General features: G+C 71.1%; 17 protein-coding genes and 1 pseudogene. 9 read left to right on the forward strand and 9 right to left on the reverse strand.

The genetic code is table 11. The features are described from left to right. Positions 1 to 214 precede the first annotated feature (214 nt). A complete protein-coding gene (ctaD, locus tag ACFYTE_RS17750; protein ID WP_388710552.1) occupies positions 215 to 1,906 on the forward strand; it encodes a cytochrome c oxidase subunit I in 1,692 nt (563 codons plus the stop codon). Between the two features lie 16 nt (positions 1,907 to 1,922). Further along, a complete protein-coding gene (locus tag ACFYTE_RS17755) occupies positions 1,923 to 2,267 on the forward strand; it encodes a cytochrome C oxidase subunit I (protein ID WP_388710555.1) in 345 nt (114 codons plus the stop codon). On the opposite strand, the pseudogene ACFYTE_RS17760 reads toward ACFYTE_RS17755, so the two are convergent. Both ACFYTE_RS17760 and ACFYTE_RS17765 read right to left on the reverse strand, forming a co-directional pair. Continuing rightward, positions 2,265 to 2,381: pseudogene (locus ACFYTE_RS17760) on the reverse strand (ubiquinol-cytochrome c reductase cytochrome subunit B); the annotation flags it as partial. The gene ACFYTE_RS17755 and the pseudogene ACFYTE_RS17760 sit on opposite strands and share 3 nt — an antisense overlap. Before the next feature lie 17 nt (positions 2,382 to 2,398). Next, on the reverse strand, positions 2,399 to 3,460 hold the full coding sequence (locus ACFYTE_RS17765) for a PucR family transcriptional regulator (RefSeq protein ID WP_388710558.1): 1,062 nt from the start codon (positions 3,458 to 3,460) through the stop codon (positions 2,399 to 2,401). Positions 3,461 to 3,814: 354 nt separating this feature from the next. On the opposite strand from ACFYTE_RS17765, the gene ACFYTE_RS17770 reads away from it, so the two are divergent. After that, positions 3,815 to 4,504 carry a hypothetical protein gene (locus ACFYTE_RS17770; RefSeq protein ID WP_388710561.1) on the forward strand — a complete coding sequence of 230 codons (690 nt, stop codon included), beginning with the start codon at positions 3,815 to 3,817 and terminating at the stop codon, positions 4,502 to 4,504. A 32-nt stretch (positions 4,505 to 4,536) separates the two neighbouring features. Here the strand turns inward: ACFYTE_RS17770 and ACFYTE_RS17775 are convergent, their stop codons facing one another. Both ACFYTE_RS17775 and ftsH read right to left on the reverse strand, forming a co-directional pair. Next, the gene (locus tag ACFYTE_RS17775; protein ID WP_388710564.1) at positions 4,537 to 5,700 is read right to left on the reverse strand and encodes an MFS transporter; all 1,164 of its coding nucleotides are present in this window, start codon (positions 5,698 to 5,700) and stop codon (positions 4,537 to 4,539) included. 99 nt (positions 5,701 to 5,799) lie between these two features. Next, a complete protein-coding gene (gene ftsH, locus ACFYTE_RS17780) occupies positions 5,800 to 7,809 on the reverse strand; it encodes an ATP-dependent zinc metalloprotease FtsH (protein WP_388710567.1) in 2,010 nt (669 codons plus the stop codon). A gap of 169 nt (positions 7,810 to 7,978) precedes the next feature. Here ftsH and ACFYTE_RS17785 point away from each other — a divergent pair, with 169 nt between their 5' ends. Beyond that, a complete protein-coding gene (locus tag ACFYTE_RS17785; RefSeq protein ID WP_388710570.1) occupies positions 7,979 to 8,116 on the forward strand; it encodes a hypothetical protein in 138 nt (45 codons plus the stop codon). A 47-nt stretch (positions 8,117 to 8,163) separates the two neighbouring features. Here the strand turns inward: ACFYTE_RS17785 and ACFYTE_RS17790 are convergent, their stop codons facing one another. Beyond that, positions 8,164 to 8,505, reverse strand: a complete 342-nt coding sequence (locus ACFYTE_RS17790) for a hypothetical protein (protein WP_388710573.1) — start codon at positions 8,503 to 8,505, stop codon at positions 8,164 to 8,166. Between the two features lie 114 nt (positions 8,506 to 8,619). After that, on the reverse strand, positions 8,620 to 9,366 hold the full coding sequence (locus tag ACFYTE_RS17795) for a PP2C family protein-serine/threonine phosphatase (RefSeq protein WP_388710575.1): 747 nt from the start codon (positions 9,364 to 9,366) through the stop codon (positions 8,620 to 8,622). 174 nt (positions 9,367 to 9,540) lie between these two features. On the opposite strand from ACFYTE_RS17795, the gene ACFYTE_RS17800 reads away from it, so the two are divergent. Together ACFYTE_RS17800 and ACFYTE_RS17805 are read left to right on the forward strand one after the other, a co-directional pair. Further along, a complete protein-coding gene (locus tag ACFYTE_RS17800; protein WP_388710578.1) occupies positions 9,541 to 9,726 on the forward strand; it encodes a hypothetical protein in 186 nt (61 codons plus the stop codon). Further along, positions 9,723 to 10,034, forward strand: a complete 312-nt coding sequence (locus tag ACFYTE_RS17805; protein WP_351727684.1) for a type II toxin-antitoxin system PemK/MazF family toxin — start codon at positions 9,723 to 9,725, stop codon at positions 10,032 to 10,034. The genes ACFYTE_RS17800 and ACFYTE_RS17805 overlap by 4 nt, the downstream gene beginning before the upstream one ends. A 196-nt stretch (positions 10,035 to 10,230) precedes the next feature. Here ACFYTE_RS17805 and ACFYTE_RS17810 read toward each other — a convergent pair whose 3' ends face one another. Further along, on the reverse strand, positions 10,231 to 12,783 hold the full coding sequence (locus ACFYTE_RS17810) for a trehalase family glycosidase (protein ID WP_388710581.1): 2,553 nt from the start codon (positions 12,781 to 12,783) through the stop codon (positions 10,231 to 10,233). Between the two features lie 155 nt (positions 12,784 to 12,938). Continuing rightward, positions 12,939 to 13,904 carry an ArsR family transcriptional regulator gene (locus tag ACFYTE_RS17815; protein WP_388710584.1) on the reverse strand — a complete coding sequence of 322 codons (966 nt, stop codon included), beginning with the start codon at positions 13,902 to 13,904 and terminating at the stop codon, positions 12,939 to 12,941. Positions 13,905 to 14,052: 148 nt separating this feature from the next. On the opposite strand from ACFYTE_RS17815, the gene ACFYTE_RS17820 reads away from it, so the two are divergent. Further along, positions 14,053 to 15,060, forward strand: a complete 1,008-nt coding sequence (locus ACFYTE_RS17820) for a hypothetical protein (RefSeq protein ID WP_388710587.1) — start codon at positions 14,053 to 14,055, stop codon at positions 15,058 to 15,060. A 151-nt stretch (positions 15,061 to 15,211) separates the two neighbouring features. On the opposite strand, the gene ACFYTE_RS17825 is transcribed toward ACFYTE_RS17820, so the two are convergent. Further along, complete coding sequence (locus ACFYTE_RS17825) at positions 15,212 to 15,664, reverse strand: YbhB/YbcL family Raf kinase inhibitor-like protein (protein ID WP_388710590.1); 453 nt, start codon at positions 15,662 to 15,664, stop codon at positions 15,212 to 15,214. 83 nt (positions 15,665 to 15,747) lie between these two features. Here ACFYTE_RS17825 and ACFYTE_RS17830 point away from each other — a divergent pair, with 83 nt between their 5' ends. Then, a complete protein-coding gene (locus ACFYTE_RS17830; protein ID WP_388710593.1) occupies positions 15,748 to 16,497 on the forward strand; it encodes an erythromycin esterase family protein in 750 nt (249 codons plus the stop codon). Further along, positions 16,494 to 16,880 (forward strand): DUF2267 domain-containing protein, encoded by a 387-nt coding sequence (locus ACFYTE_RS17835; RefSeq protein ID WP_388710596.1) that lies wholly within the window; start codon positions 16,494 to 16,496, stop codon positions 16,878 to 16,880. The genes ACFYTE_RS17830 and ACFYTE_RS17835 overlap by 4 nt, the downstream gene beginning before the upstream one ends.

Below are 16,880 nucleotides of genomic sequence, written 5' to 3' on the forward strand. Positions count from 1 at the left end.
GGCCGCTTTTCGGCGTCAGGCCGGTCCGTGTTTCAAGCGTCGCGCACCGCGTCGGAATATGCCCCCATACAGCTTTATGGGCCATTCAGGTGCCCATGTCATCCTTTGTCGGCGTGTCATCCGGTCCGGGCGTCGGCCTTTTTTGCGTCTCGCAAAAATGGCGGGCGACAGACGCCACGGCGTAGCGCAATCCCCGCACCGGGAGACACAACCTGTGAGCATTCTCAACGAGCCTCCGGGGCCGATCGACACCTACCACGGTGAGCTGCCGGTGAGGCGCAGACAGCCCGGGAACGTCGTGGTGACGTGGATGACGACCACCGACCACAAGACGATCGGCACGCTGTACCTGGGGACATCGTTCGGCTTCTTCCTGCTCGGCGGTGTGATGGCCCTCGTCATGCGCGCCGAACTGGCGCGACCGGGCCTGCAGATCGTCTCCAAGGAGCAGTTCAACCAGGCGTTCACGATGCACGGCACGGTCATGCTGCTGATGTTCGCCACCCCGCTGTTCGCCGGCTTCGCGAACTGGATCATGCCGCTGCAGATCGGCGCTCCGGACGTGGCGTTTCCGCGGCTGAACATGCTCGCCTACTGGCTGTATCTGTTCGGCTCGCTGATCGCGGTCGCGGGCTTCCTCACCCCGCAGGGCGCGGCCGACTTCGGCTGGTTCGCCTATGCCCCGCTGCACAACGGCATGTACTCGCCCGGTATCGGCTCCGACCTGTGGTTCATGGGCCTGGCCTTCTCCGGCTTCGGCACCATCCTCGGCTCGGTCAACTTCATCACCACGATCATCTGCATGCGGGCTCCGGGCATGACCATGTTCCGCATGCCGATCTTCACCTGGAATGTGCTGCTGACCGGTGTCCTGGTCCTCTTCGCCTTCCCGGTCCTCGCGGCTGCCCTGCTGGCCGCGGAGGCGGACCGCCACTTCGGCTCCCATGTCTTCGACTCCGCCAACGGCGGCGCCCTGCTCTGGCAGCACCTGTTCTGGTTCTTCGGCCACCCGGAGGTGTACATCATCGCCCTGCCGTTCTTCGGCATCATCAGCGAGGTGATCCCGGTGTTCTCCCGCAAGCCGATGTTCGGCTACATGGGCCTGATCGCGGCGACGAACGCCATCGCGGGGCTTTCCATCACCGTATGGGCGCATCACATGTTCGTCACCGGCGGGGTGCTGCTGCCGTTCTTCTCCTTCATGTCCTTCCTGATCGCGGTCCCGACCGGGGTGAAGTTCTTCAACTGGATCGGCACCATGTGGAAGGGCTCGGTGTCCTTCGAGACACCGATGCTCTGGGCGGCGGGATTCCTCGTCACATTTCTCTTCGGCGGTCTGACCGGCGTCATCCTGGCCTCGCCGCCGATGGACTTCCATGTGTCCGACTCGTACTTCGTGGTGGCCCACTTCCACTACGTGGTGTTCGGTACGGTCGTCTTCGCGATGTTCGCCGGCTTCCACTTCTGGTGGCCGAAGTTCACCGGCAAGATGCTCGACGAACGCCTCGGCAAGATGACCTTCTGGACGCTGTTCGTCGGCTTCCACACCACCTTCCTCGTCCAGCACTGGCTGGGCGCCGAGGGCATGCCCCGCCGGTACGCCGACTATCTGGCGGCCGACGGCTTCACCGTGCTGAACACGATCTCGACCATCGGATCGTTCCTCCTCGGACTGTCGATGCTGCCGTTCCTCTACAACGTGTGGAAGACGGCCAGGTACGGCGAGCCGGCCGCCGTGGACGACCCGTGGGGCTACGGCCGCTCGCTGGAGTGGGCGACCTCCTGCCCGCCGCCGCGGCACAACTTCGTGACGCTGCCCCGGATCCGCAGCGAATCCCCCTCTTTCGACCTCCACCATCCCGACATCGCGACGGCCGAGGCCGAAGCCCACGGCGTGTACCAGTGAACGGGCAGGGACAACGGTGAGCGAACTGGCGAGACAAGGAAACGACGGCACGTTCGTCAACGAAGTGGAGGGTTATCTCCTCTGGCAGGCCAGGATCGCGGAGGCCAGGCAGCGCGCGCAGGAGTTCGTGCGGCCGATGGAGTGGCTGACCACCGCGCAGCGTACGGAGATCGAGCAACACTACGTCACCGACAATCTGCGACGCGCCAAGAGCGACCTCGAACGCATCGCGGCCCGGTGCAGGTCCCTGCGGGCCGAGTACGAGCACCGCTACCGGACACTGCGCAGGCGCTGCGTGGGCTCGGCGCTGGCCGCCTGCGCGGCCTTCACCCTGCTGGTCACCCTGTGGATGCTCCTTTAAGGCGGTGCGCGTGGGCTGGTCGCGCGGCCGGTCGCACAGGTGCTGCTCCGGGGCGGGCCCCGTGATCCACCGTTCGAAGAAGGGATAGCCGTACAGGACGGCGAACAGGGCCGAGGCTGCGGGGGCGGGGCTCAGAGTTCCCGGGTGGGCCACCCCAGGAGCCTCGCCCCGATGACGGCGGTCTGGAGCGTGTACCGGTGCATCGGGTCGGCCGGATCGCTTCCCGTCAACTGGCGGATGCGGTCGAGCCGATAGGTGACGGCACGGACGCTCAGCGACAGCCGCCGGGCCGCCTGTGCCGCGGTGCAGCCCGACTCGAAGTACGCCTCCAGCGTCAGCAGCAGCGGCTCGGCACCGCCACGGGCGCTCCGCAGCGGCCCCAGCGCGCTGAGCACGAGGTCGGCCATCGCCTGCCGGTCACGGGTGAGGACCGGGTACACCAGCAGGTCGGCCGCCCGCACCACCGGATCGTCGAGGCCGAGGCGCCGGGCGAGATGGAGGGTGCTCAGCGCCTCGTCGTAGGAGTGCACCACACCGCCCGCGCCGGGCTGCGGACGCCCGATGGCCACCCGGCTGCCGTCCGTCGCCGCGTGGGCCTGTTTGGCGAAGTGGGTGAGAACGTCGTCCTGGTCACCGGGCGCGATGCAGATCAACTGCCCGTTCTTCGTGGCGAGCAGGATGCGCCGGTCGCCGAACCGGGCGATCAGGGCGGCCTCTACCCGTCGGGTGACGGGGGCGGTGTCGTCGTAGGCCTCGGGCCCCTCGGCCACCGCAACCGCGTGCGCGCGGGACAGGAGCAGACCGAATCGTTCGGCCCGTTCGGCGAGCCGTCCCAGGTCGCTGCGCCCGTACAGCAGGTCGTCGATGAACTCCCGGCGTGCCGCCTCCTCCTGACGTACGGCCATGCGCTGCGCGCGTTCGTATCCTTCGGCGAAGGCGTCCACGGCCTGTTCCACCGCGGCCAGCACGCGGCCGGTCCCGGCTGCCGTGGTGGCGTCGGGCCAGCAGGTCCGGGTGGCCGTCAGGTGCGCACGCACCAGGGCCCGCAGGCTGTGACCGGCGTCGGCGGCCTGCTCGCCGAGAGCGCGCCGTTCGTCCAGTTCCGCGCGGGTGAGCCTGCGTCCGGTAGCCAAGACGTCGGTCAGTATGCGGGCGTACCCGCGCAGGTATTCGGCCGCCTCCGGCTGCGCCACCGTCGCCCTCCCGCTGTCCTGCCACCCTGTTGACGCGTTCTTGACGGCGTCAGGCCCAGGGAGGGTAATCAACGCTGCCGGGTATCGGCAACGCGGCCCCTTCACCGGGTGCCGGCACCGCATCCCGGTCTCCTCTCCCACCTCGAAGATTTTGCCTAATGCACGGGAAATGCGGGGTCGTGAAAGGCGGTTGCCGGGTTCCGGCAACGCCCGTCACGCGAATGTGTCCGGTCCCGGGCGCGGCGGCCGTTCCGCCTCGGTGGCAGCATGGTCGGTAGCTGACGGACCGGAAGAACGCGGAGGAAGACATCTGTGCGCCGAAGGCATCGGCCCTCCGCCACACAACCCCACGTCATGGTGCATCTGCGCACCGCCGTATGGGGACCCGCCGAGTTCGTCGGACTGCCGCCCCGGTGGCTGGTGGGGGAGGGACTGCTCGTGGGAGCCCTGGGCGCCGTGGCCATCGTCGGCACCACGCTCTTCGGCGCCTGGACGGGCAGCCCCTCGCTCGCCGCCGGCGAGGCGGGCCTGGTGTGCGCCGCGGCCCTCGCCCTCCATCTGGTCGTCATGGGAGCCGGCCGAGCCCTGGTCGGTATCGCCGCGGTGCTCGGCGTATGCCTCGCCCTCCAGGCTCCGCAGGCCGCCGCGGGGGTGGTGCTGGCGAAGCGGGGGCGGGTGCAGACCGCGGTGGTGACCTCGGTCGAGGACGGCCGGGCGGCCGACGGCGAGCACCGCCGTTACCTGTGCACGGTGGCCGACACCCACGGCGTGCCGTTCAAGGTCCGCGTCTGGCCCGGCTGCGGCCAGACGACCAGGCCAGGAGACACCCTCTCCGTCGTCTACGACCCGAAGGGGCGGGTGCCCCCGCGCGCCGTGCCGGCGGCGGGCGGCATGCCGGACCCGCTGCGCGACCTGGCCCCGTGGGGCGCGGCGCTCGTGGCCGTGAGCCTGCTCGCCGTCGTCCGCTCCTACCGCCTCTCCAGCCCCGCCGACGGGATCCCGCGGCCTTCGCAGACGGGGCAGCGGAGCGACGTGCAGGAGTGACGGCCCGGGCGCAGCCGCTCCACCGGCACGGCTCAGGTGCGGTGCGCCGTGGTGGCCGCCAGCAGGGCCAGGGCGAGGATCTGAATGACCACGACGGCGGTGATCAGCACGGGGATCGAGTAGCCGTACAGGCCGCCGGTCAGCGCGCCGCCCGCGAGGCTCGCGGCGCCCACGACGCCGGCGAAGAGGCCGTAGGCGGTCGCGCGGCGGCCGGAGGGGACCAGGTCCGCCACCGTCGCCCGCAGGGTGGATTCCTGGATGCCCATGGCCGCGCCCCACACCAGCGAACCGGCCGCGGCGAGCGCGACGGTGTCGGTGAAGGCCAGAGCCGCGACCACGGCGGTCAGCACCGGCAGGGCCACCAGGACGCGGGGACCGTGCCGGTCGTACAGCCAGCCCGTCACGAGCGCGGCGACGGCGTCCACGGCCATGGCGGCGGCGTACAGCACGGGCACCCAGGCAGCGGTCAGCAGGTGGCGTTCGACGAGGTGGTAGGAGAGCACGCCGAAGGTGGCGAACCCGGTGGTGGTCGCCGCGGTGAACGCCGCATACGTCCAAAACGCCGCCGGCAGACGGCTGCTCGGGGCCGCCTGCCGGGTGGGAGGTGCCGCCTCGCGCTCGTACGCCTCGGGGTCGGGGACGCGGGACCGCAGCCAGCACAGCAGTCCCAGGGCCGCCGCACCCGGCAGGGCCAGCACGCCCAGCGCGGGCGCGTAGTCGTCCCCGGTGAGCGCGAGCACTCCGGCCACGAGCAGCGGGCCGACGATGGCGCCGACCTGGTCCATGGCCTCGTGCACGGCGAAGCCCCGTCCGCGGCCGGTGGCGGCGGTGGCGTGCGAGAGCAGGGTGTCCTTGGCCGGCGAGCGCACCGCCTTGCCGACCCGCTCGGCGATCACCAGCACACAGGCCGCCCACAACACGCCCGCCACGCCCAGCAGCGGCACCGAGACCACCGTCAGCGCATAGCCGGCGATGGCCAGGCCCCAGAAGCGACGGGTGCGGTCCGCCAGCGGGCCGGAGACCAGCCGCAGACCCAGCGCCGCCGCCTCGCCGGCCCCGGTGACCACGCCGACGACCAGGGACGAGGCGCCCAGCGACGCGAGCAGGGGACCGGTGACCGAGCGAGCCCCCTCGTAGACGAAGTCGGCCAGCAGACTGACCACGCCGAACCACACCACGAACCGCCACGGCCGCATTCCCACCGGACTCCTCACCTCTGCCCCGGCACCGGTCACCGGCTTCATGCCCACTGCGAGTGCGACGACTGCTTCCCGTACGCCGTCGATCGCCGGGGATCACCGAGGCGGGGTGTGAACTCCTGGATCGGGACGCCCCGGGGGCGAGGAGGAGTCGACGGCATGGGCGTCTCCGCTTCCGTCCGCCTGGCTGCGTTCCCGGCGCAGGACGTCGAGGACGACGGAGCCGTCCACGGTCTCGCGGGCGACCAGTTGTTCGGCCAGATGTTCAAGGGCGGGACGGTGGCCGCGCAGCAGGGTGATCGCGCGTTGTTCGGCCTGGCGCAGCAGGCGGGCGACCTCCTCGTCGACGACGCGCTGGGTCTGCTCCGAGTACGGCGGCCGACCCGGCTCGTCGGTGGTGTCACCGAGATAGCGCTGATGGGAGGAGGCGTAGCCGATCGGGCCGAGTTCGCAGGAGAGGCCGAACTCGCGCACCATGCGGGTGGCGATCTGGGTCGCCCCGGCCAGGTCGTTGGCGGCTCCCGTCGATCCCTCGCCGAAGGCCACGAGTTCCGCCGCGCGCCCGCCCAGACGCACCGCGAGCAGGTCGGTCAGATAACTCTCGCTGTACAAGTGGCGCTCGGCTTCCGGAAGTTGCTCGGTGACACCGAGGGTGACACCCGCCGGCAGGATGGTGACCTTGGCCACCGGGTCGGCGTGCTCGCACAGGGCCGCGACCAGGGCATGGCCCGACTCATGGACGGCCACCGAGCGGCGCTCCTCGGGCAGCAGGGCGTTGGAGGACTCCCGGCGCCCCAGCAGCACACGGTCTCGGGCGGCGTCCAGGTCGTGCGGCTCGACCCGGGTGCGATTGTCCCGTACGGCGTTGATGGCGCCCTCGTTGACGAGGTTGGCGAGGTCCGCGCCGGAGAACCCGGGCGTGGCGCGCGCGATGGCGTCCAGGTCGACATCCGGCGCCAGGGTCTTGCCACGGGCGTGCACGGCCAGGATCGCCGCCCGCTCCGACTGGTTGGGCAGCGGCACGGTGACCTGGCGGTCGAAGCGCCCAGGGCGCAGCAGGGCCGGGTCGAGGGCGTCGGGCCGGTTGGTGGCCGCGAGGACGACGATGCCGCTGGACTCGTCGAAGCCGTCCATCTCGGACAGCAACTGGTTGAGGGTCTGCTCACGCTCGTCGTTGCCGCCCATCCTCGCCCCGTCGGCGCGGCGCGCTCCGAGCGCGTCGATCTCGTCGATGAAGATGATCGACGGGGCACGTTTGCGGGCGTCGCCGAACAGGTCACGCACCCGGGAGGCGCCGACCCCGACGAACATCTCCACGAACGCGGAGCCGGTCACCGACAGGAACGGCACGTTCGCCTCACCGGCGACCGCCCGCGCGAAGAGCGTCTTACCGGTACCGGGCGGACCCACCATGATCACGCCACGGGGTCCCTTCGCCCCTGCGGCACTGTACCGGGTGGGGTTGCGCAGGAAGTCGACGATCTCGCTGATCTCCTGCTTGACCCCGTCGTACCCGGCGATGTCGCCGAAACCGGTGGTGGGCCGTTCCGCCTCGATGATCTTCGCGCGTGAACGTCCGATGGCACTCAGTCCGCCGGACACCGACCCCGCGGCCCGGCGCCCCATCCAGACGAAGAAACCGATCAGCAGCACGAACGGCAGGAACGAGAGGAGCACGGACAACCACGACGAGCCGCCGCCGCGGCTCTGACTGGCGGTGATCTCGACGTGGTGAGACGTCAGCTGCTGCTGGAGCTGGGATCCGGTGCCCAGCGCGGTGGGGATCTGGGTGGTGAACTTCGTGCCGTCCTTCAGCGTGCCGGTGACGGCGCCCTTGTCGTTCACGTCGACCATCTGCACCTGGCTGGCGCCGACCTTGCCGACGAAGTCGCTGTAGGACAGCGCCGTCGGGTGCGGCCCGGACCGGGCGTGGGAGAGCAGCAGGACGAGGGCCAGCGTCATCAGGATCCACCAGAAGATCCACCGTCCGCCGGCCGGTCGCGGTTGCCGCGACGGAGGCTTGGGCGGTTCACCCGGCGGTCCGGGCCTGGCGGGCGGCGTCAGGTGCCGGTGGGGGAACCGCACTCGTGTGATCACCGAACCCACGCCCTCCGGTTGCCACTGACCTGTTCCTCGACGTTCCGGTTGTCCCCGGCGGGCGACGTTGCCGGACGTTCATCTTTCCGTTGGCAAAATGCCGCATTCAGGACCTGTCCGTGTCGCACGGGCACGGACACACTCGACGCACACCCCCACGAGCAGGAGAGCAGCACCAATGAACGGTTTCCTCATGAGTGTGCTCGGCAAGGCCGTCATGGCCCTTGTCGAGGCCATCGTCGTACGCCTGGCACTGGACCTCTGGGCGACGTACACGCGCTCGCGCGGCACGGCGGCCGTGCCCCAGGGGGCCTGACGCGTCGGCGCCGGACCCTGCAGGCGCCGACGCTCGTTGTCCTCCGACTACCCTTGACGCTCCTTGGCTTCGCCCCTTCTCCTGCCGCGCAGGACGGCGGTGGCGCCTCCGATGGCCAGAGCCACGGGCCATTCGAGGGCACCCGCCACCGTGAGCGCGCCCAGGCCGCCGTAGAAGAGAAGATCCCTGGTCGGCACCTTTGAGGTCATGGCCTGTGTGTTGGCCACCACATCCCCGGGTGTGAAGTAGGGGATGTGGACCGGCGCGTGCACATCCAGACGGTGCATGTGCAGTTTGCCGTCCGTGGCGGTGCTCTGCTGTGCCGTCGGCTCGGCGCTCGGACGGGCGCGGGTCGCCGTCGTCTTCCTTGTGGTGGCTGGGCTGGGCATAGCCACCTCCTCGATGGATCCGAGTACGGTTTCGCACCTCCATTGTGGCGCGTATGCGCCGCCGTCGACAGCTTTGGCCGGTGCGAGTGGGCCGCGGGACGCCGCGCGGGGAGGTCAGCGCTCCGCGATGCGGGCCAGGGCGAGCGTGATGTTGTCGGGGCCGCCGGCGGCGATGGCTGCCTTCCACAGTTCGAAGGCGGCCCGGCCGTCGTCGTACTCCCGCAGCAGATCGTCGAGCAGGTCGTTCGGCACGGCGTCGGTCAGGCCGTCGGTGCAGATCAGATATCTGTCGCCCGAGGCCAGCGGAACCGTCGTCACATGGGGGGTGATGGCCTGGTACGTCGCGGCGCCGCCGAGGGCCTGGGTCAGGATGGGGGTGGTGCGCTGCCCTGGCGCGAGGGGTGGGTTGTCGTCCACGCTGACCTGGAGCAGTCCGTCCTGGGGTGCGGCGTACACCCGGCTGTCACCCACGTTGAAGGCCAGGAGCGAGTGGGGCAGCAGGACGGCGCCGGCGACGGTCGTGCCCATCGTGGCCGGTCCGCCGCCGTCGCCGCCCGCGGACCCGTACACCTCGCGGTTACAGGTGTGCAGCACCTCGCGGACGCTGTCCTCATCAGTCAGGACGGGCCCGGTCAAGGCGAGCTGGCGGACGACCAGGGAGCTGGCCACCTCGCCGCCGGGCTGGCCGCCGAGCCCGTCTGCGACGGCGATGACCAGCGGCGTGCCGAGCGGGAAGACCAGGGTCTGCGGGTTCTCGGTCACACTGGCGCACAGCGTCCACGGCCCGACGGCCAGACTGTCCTCGTTCCGGTCGCGGATCAGTCCCGGATGGCTCAGCGCACTCACAGCGACGTACGTCATCGGACGCCACCGCCTTCCCGTACCGGACCGATGGGGGTGCGACTCGTGACTGCCTGGTCGAGACCATTCTCAAGTGGCCCGCGCGGCGGTGCATCTCGGCCGCGGTGAGTGTTGTCGTCGGCGTCCGGTGCCCTGGATTGCCGCGATGTCATGGGTGAAGCTAAATTTGGTGTCATGACTGCCATCACCCTGCGGATTCCCGATGCGATGGACAAGCCGCTGCGCGATGCCGCGGCCGGAGCCCCCTCGCTCAACGACTACATCCTGCGCGCCGTGCGCCGGCAGATGACGCTCGACGCCGCACGCAAGCTGGCCTCCGTCGAGCCCTTGGACCTGGCGGGCGAGGGCGACGCCCTGTGACCATCCGCAAGGGCGACATCTGGGACGTCGACACCGGCAAGGGAGACCGCACCGTCCTCGTCGTCAGCCTCGACGGACTGGCCGAGGCCTACGGCGCGGCCGTCGTCCTGGTGCTGCACGCGCCCGCGCAGCACCCCGACACGGCGATGAGCGTGCATCTGAGCACGCCGGTCGACGCCTCCGCCGTCGCCGTGAACCTCCTCCAGCTGTCCGTTTCCCGCTTCGAGACGGGCACCTATCACGGCACCATCGGCCCTGAGCAGCAGGAGCAGGTCGACAACGCTCTGCGCGCCGTCCTCGACCTGTGACCGCTGCCGTTTCGGCGCGTCCCGCGCCGCCCGGGGCCGGGGGCGCTGGGCCGTGGTCGTACGTGCCGTCGGTGACGTGGGCGACCGTGACGCCGTCGATGCCCGCCGTGATCGTCTCTCCCGAGAAGCCGAGCGACAGCCGGTGCCAGGTGTCCGCACCGGGGGAGGGCGGGGCGCCGTCGGCCCGGACGGTCGCTCACAGCTCGACATGGCTGCGGCCGGCGGGCACCTTCCGCACCCGGGGACGGCCGCCCGGCACGAACACCTCGACGCGCGCCGGTCCGTCGGCGTTGACGTCGAAGGAGGCCCCCGAGCCGCGCAGCACGAAGTTGCGGACGGCCACGCGGGCGCCGGTCGCCCCGAACAGCATCCGGCCGTCCCGGACCAGCGTGGTCCGGTCCGGTCCCGCGGAGAGGGCGTAGGTGTGGCCGCGCAGACGTACGTTGGCGACCGTATTGGTGCCCGGCAGGGACAGCGTGCCGAACATGAGCGCGGCGGGATCGCCGTCCCAGGGATTGTCCGAGATCAGCTCGTGCAGCCCCTGCACCGCCATCGCGTTGGACCAGGAGTAGGTACGCCATGCGGTGTCGACGGCGGAACCCATGACGGACTGGCCCGGTTCGGGATCGAAGGACTCCGGGAACCAGCCCTCCTTGTCCCAGGCCTCCAGATACATCGCGGTGCTCCGGGCGGCGAACCGGCCCGCGACGTCGTCGAAGCCGTACCGCTTGACGCCGTCGTACACGGTCGCGTTCATGGGCGGCCACACGGCACCCTTCCACTGCTCGGGGGCCGAGCCGTCGCCGTACCGGGAGAAGAAGCGGAAGTGTTCCGAGCCGGGGTGCACCGAACCGCCCGAGCAGTAGGCGGGATCGTTGCGCGCGACGCTCGGGACGACGTACTCGCCCCAGAACTCGTCCGGGTCCAGCAGGTGTTCCTCGACCAGGATCCGTGCGCGTTCCCGCGTGGCGAGGCCCGCGAACAACGGGTAGAAGACGGTCGGTGTGACCACCTCGTTCCATGTGCCGTCGAGGTAGCGGCTCAGATACAGGCCCTTTCGGGGATGCCACAGCCGCTCGTTGAGCAGCTGCCGGATTCTCGCGTGCTGCGCCGCGAACCGTTCGGCGTCCCGCGGCCTGCCGAGCACCCGGGCCATCTTCGCCAGGGTCTCGGCGAGCAGCGCGTAATAGGAGTTCAGTGCCACGTCGGTGAGGTCGGTGTTGTCCCGGGCGTCACCGCTGCCGCCCCGCTTGGCGACCCGGTGGTAAGCGGCGTACACGGGGCTGTCGTCCAGCCCGAGGTGGTTTCCCCGGCCCCCGACGCGGTCCCCGAAGTAGGGGCTCTCCAGCAGCCCGTCGCCGTCGGTGTCCCACTCCGGCAGCAGATCATGGAAGGTGACCAGCGTGGGGTACGCCTGCTCCAGCAGCGAGCGCTCGCCCAGCTTGGTGTACAGCCGCCAGACGGCGTACGCGTGCATCGGCCCGGAGTTCTGCTGGTCGTAGCGCGGGCCGCGCAGCGGAACCTGGTTGGGCGGCGCCGGTGCCTCGAAGACACCGGTCTCGTGCTGGACGGCGAGGGGATGGCTGACGAGGGCCGCGTTCACGGCGTCGAAGGCCGAGTCCCAGCCGGTGAACAGGCCGCCTCCGCCGCCCCAGCCCCACAGGACGAAGGTGCGCCCGTGCTCCTTGTCGTAGTTCGTGTTGAGGGACAGCGCGTCACGCACCGCGTCCGCGGACCGTCCCACCGGCCCCGAACCGGTGAGGTCGCCGGCGCGGACCCGCGCCTCGCGGGCGGCGAGCACCCGCTCCACCTCGCGCGCCTTCGGCACGTCCGCTGCCGGCGGCCGGTCGCCGATCCGGGCGGCGAACGTGAGCGTCCTGCCCTTGCCGAGCCGGTACTTGAGCGCGGCGACCGCGGTGCCCGGCGCGCCGCTGCCGCCGGTCATGGCCGCCGTCATGTCGGCGACCGAGGCGTAACAGCCGGCGCTGTCGGCGGGTTGCGCGGGGGAGAGCCGGATGTGACCGGTGCGGTGCTCCTCCAGCAGTCCCGGTCCGCTGCCCGTCACGCTCTGGCCGTCCAGCGCGAAGTCCGCCTTCTCGCCCCAGGGCGTGCTGAGTTCGAGGACGACGGTGGTGTTGTCGTCGAGCGCGGTGACGGCTCCGACCAGGCCGCTGCCGTCGTCGGTGCGCGCGTACCGGACGCGCAGGGTGCGTTTCTCGGTCTGGGTCTGTGCGTACTTCTGCTCCAGTTGCGCGCGTTTCGCCGTGGCGTCGGCCACCTCGCTCTGCGACCACTCGTCCGGGTGGGCGATGACCTCGCGCAGCGCTTCCAGGTGTGCCGGCATGATCGTGCGGTCGTCGGAGCTGACCGTGACCTCTTTGTAGGCTCCGTCGGGTGTCATGGGGCCTATGCGCCAGAGGTGGTTGGTCATCTTCTCCCGGATCAGTCTGCCCTGCGCGGTGAGCAGCGCGACGCGCAGCGCGAACCGGCTCTCGCCCTCCCCGACGAACAACGCGCCGGTCCACTCCTGCTCCTTGATGCCCGGCATGGCGAACGGCCGCTTGAGCGTGGGATGGACCAGGGTGCCCGCGGCCTCGGGGCCGGCGATGGTTCCCGGGGCGGGCTCGGGGGAGGGCGCAGCGGCCTGTGTGGAGCCCGGGCTCGCCGCGAGGGCGAGAGCCGAACCGGCGATCCCGGCGGCACCGACCGTGCGCAGGAAGTGACGTCTGGGCAGCTGAGGTTGCGTCATGTGGCCTGACCTTTCGGTAGCTCGTTCGAAATACGGAACGTCAATCGGTATATCGGCCATAGATTCACGCAGGAGTATGGAGGACGAGGCGCGGCTGTCAAGGCCGTCGGCGGAGAAATGATCGCTGTGCGAGGGAACCCGTGCTGCGGGTGTTGTCAGCGTATGACGGCGTCACCGCGGAGGAGGGCGTCTCCTAGGGGGCTGAGGGTGTGCAGCACGGCGCCGCCGGTGCGCGTGGTCATGATCAGGCCGGCGTTGCGCAGGACGGTGGTGTGCTGGCTGGCGGACGGCAGGGAGATACCGGCGCGTTCGGCCACCATGGTGGTGGTGGCGGAGTGACGTACGGCGGCGAGGACGGCCGCGCGGGTGCGACCGAGCAGGGGACCGAGGGCGTCCGCGCTCGCGGTGGCCGGTTCTCCCGTGCTCATGGGGTAGATCAGCACCGTGGGTTCCTCGGGCCGGTACATCAGCGCGGGTCCGCCGAAGTACGAGGGGACGAGTACCAGGCCGCGGCCGCACAAAGACACCTCGACGTCGCGCGCGCCGGGCCAGGGTATGTGCAGGACGGGTGACTCCCAGCGCCAGCGCGTGACGAGCGTGGCCAGCAGGCCGTCGACGCCGCCGCGCAGCAGTGCCTCGGCCCGCAGCGCCCGGTCGGCGGTGGCATAGGCCCGGACCTGCGGCCACAGATCGACCAGACTGGAGTCGAAGTAGCGCCGCACATCCCTGGTCAGCGCCTGTCGCGCCGCGGAGGTGCCCTCGGCCAGTTCCCGCAGCCGCCGGTGGGTGCGCGCGGGGGCGGGTAACTGGCCGATGTCGGCGGCCAGTTCCTCGGTGGGTGTCTGCGCGAGCAGGGCGATGCCGGTGTCGAGGTCATCCGACAGCTGCACCAGGAAGTCGGGCAGGAACCCGCCGCGGGGGACCAGGTCGAAGAGGAGACCGGCCCGGATCGCCGCGCCGGCGCGGGTCTGCCGGTGCCACTGCGCAAGGCCCGGCCGTGTCCCGGGCCCGCCGGTCGGCCCGACCCGCAGGCAGCGCATGCTGAACGCGGTCTCCTCCAGCGCGTCGGGGTCCAGGAGGGTGATCCGGCACAGGTCGGCCGCCGTGAAGTGTATGCGCATCACATTCACCGATCTTGGCCTGACCTGGCCCTTTTGGCCAGCCCCCGGCTACTGCTGCTCCACGTGGGCCGCGAACTGGGAGCACCGGACGCACCTCTGCAATTGATCGAATTTGCGTTCGATATCATAGGGGTGGGAGGCGAACGCGATGGCGGATGACGCGCCGGCGTGCCAGGAGTCGACGGTGATGCATGTGCGCTGCCCGGACCGGCTGTCCGAGCAGACGTACCGGCAGGTCCTGGAACTGCTCGCGGATCTCTCTACCGTCGTGCAGGCACTGCCCCCGGCCGCGGCCCTCATGGAACTCAAGGGGGTGCTGCGCTACCACGGGGCCGAAGCGCGGCGGCTCGGGGAGGTCCTGCGCGTGCGCACGATCTCCCGTCTGGGCATCGACGTCCGCGTCGGCATCGGCCCGTCCATCACGGTCGCCGCCACCGCCTCCGGACAGCTCACCGGACCCGGCGGCGTGCTCGCCGTCCCTCCCGACGAGGTCACCGCCTGGCTGGCCGCACTGCCGGTGGAGGCCCTGTACGGCATCAGCGGGCGCGAGGCATCCGCGCTCCGCGACTACGGCATCCACAGCGTCGGTTCGCTGGCCGCGATCCCGCCCGCCACGGTGCAGCGCCTGCTCGGCGGCCGGGCCGGACGGCTCGCCGTGGACCGGGCCCGCGGCATCGACCCCCGCCCCGTCGTCCCGCGCGCTCTGCCCACCACCGCGAGCGTCCAGCACACCTTCGACCGTCACACCCTCGACGGCGCCGCCGTCCGCGCCGCCCTGCTGGAACTGGTCGTCCAGCTCGGTCTGTTGCTGCGCGGCCGTGGTCAGGCCGCCCGCGTCCTGACCCTCACCTTGCGGTTCGCCGACGGCACCCGTTGGCGCAGGACCCGCCGCCTGGCCGAGGCCTCAGCCCACGAAGAGGACCTGCGGGTGACCGCCTACCGGCTGATGGACGCAGCCGGCCTGCAACGCGGACGGCTGACCGGACTCGGCCTCACAGCGCAGGACCTCATCGACGCCGACCAGGTCGCCGAGCAGATCAGCCTGGACGATGCCCGGGAGGCACGCCTGGTCGCCGAGGCCGCCATGGACCGCATCCGCGCGAAGTTCGGCGCGGGCGCCATCGGGCCGGCCGCCATCTTCCGGCACGTATGCTGACGTGCCCCGCTGCCCGGCCGCATCGCCCGCCCGAGGCAGCGGCCGGGTCGGCTCCGTCCCGCTCGGTCACCCTCGGCACCATCGACGCGGCACACCCCACCACTCCGGCCTGACCAGGCGGGCCCGTCGCGCCCGGCTGCGTCACGGCACGTCAGCGCTGGTAGAGCGCGACGATGGTGCCGCTGGCCAGTTGTTGCCTGTCGAGTACGGTGTGGATGTCGTCGGCGGTGGCTCGGTCGGGGAGCGAGACCGGGGCGGGGAGGGCGTAGAGCCGGAAGAAGTACCGGTGGGCGTCGTCGCCGACCGGGGGCTGCGGGCCGCCCCAGCCCCGCTCCCCGAAGCCGTTGCGATGCGCCTGACCGCCCTGAGGCGTCTCGCCGGCGTCCAGGCCCCCGGCGCGCGGGTCGATGCCCGTGACGAGCCAGTGCACGAAGGTCCCGGACGGTGCGTCCGGATCTTCGCACAACAGGGCCAGCTCCGCCGTGTCGTCCGGTACTCCGGACCAGGTCAGGGGCGGAGAGACGTTGTCCGCGTCGTGGGCGTGGCGGCGCGGGATCATGGTGTGGTCGCTGAAGGCTGCGCTGCGGAGTTCGATACCGGCCATGCGACACGGAGTACCCCGCGCGGCCAGGCTCATACGGCCGGATCGACAGCGGGCCCGAGGCGTGGAACAACCGGGACCGTCACATGGCCGACACCCTGGACCGGCTCATGGCGCACCACGGTCCGCAGGCGAAGGCGGTGGTCTGGGAACACAACACACATGTCGGCGACGCGCGGGCCACCGACATGGCCGACGTCGGCGAGGTCAACGTCGGTCAGCTGGTGCGTGAACGCCACATGGGCCGGGGCGTGGTCCTGGTCGGATTCGGCTCGCACTCCGGCACCGTGCTCGCCGCCGACGCATGGGGCGACGTGCCGAGGATCATGGGCGTGCCGCCCGCCCGCACGGGCAGCCTGGAGGATCTGCTGCACCGGGCGGTGCGCGGCGAGCGGGCTCTGTTCGTGTTTCCGCATGTGCAGCTCCAGGGTCCGCCCTCGGCCGGCCGGGCCGAGTGGTTCCACGAGGAGCACGGCCACCGGGCGATCGGGGCGGTGTACCGGCCGCGGTACGACCGTGTCGGCAACTACGTCCCCACGGTCCTGGCCCAGCGCTACGACGCCTTCTGCTATCTCGACCGCACCGTGCGCTCACCCCGCTGCGCCCCTTGGCCGGGGAACCCCGGGAGGGGCAGACCCGGCCCGCGGGCGTGTGACCCTCGGCGCGGTCGGCCCACACGCCGTGATGTCCCTCGCGAGCGCCGTTTCCCGTCCCGCCGGACGGGCACCCGGAGCCGGAACCGCGTATGTCGGCCCCTCCGCTCTGACATCGCCGGAGTGGCGCCAGGCGCGCGGCGACAGAAGCCCGGCCGGACCAGCAGCAGGAGGGCACCGTGAAGCTGGAGGAGTTTCTGGCTCAGGTCCGTGATCGCGGGGAGTACGGCAGCCGGGAGGAGGCCGAGCAGGTCAGCACAGCGGTGCTGCGCGTGCTCGCGACACGGATCACCCCCGAGGAGGCCGACGACCTGGCGGCTCAGCTTCCCGCTCCCCTGGATGACGTGCTGCACCGGGAACGGCGGGCGCCCGCGCCCCTCGGCCTTGAGGAGTTCCTGCGACGCGTGGCCCAGCACACGGGGGCCCGGCCACGGACCGCGGAGTGGGACGCCAGCGCCGTGCTGTCCACCGTCGCCGACGCGGTCTCCGGCGGACAGGTCAACCACCTGCTGTCGCAACTGCCGACCAGTTACGCGGAACTGTTCGGCAGGCCGGGGCTGAGCTGA

Source organism: Streptomyces sp. NPDC004629 (assembly GCF_042873595.1).
Taxonomy (GTDB): domain Bacteria; phylum Actinomycetota; class Actinomycetes; order Streptomycetales; family Streptomycetaceae; genus Streptomyces.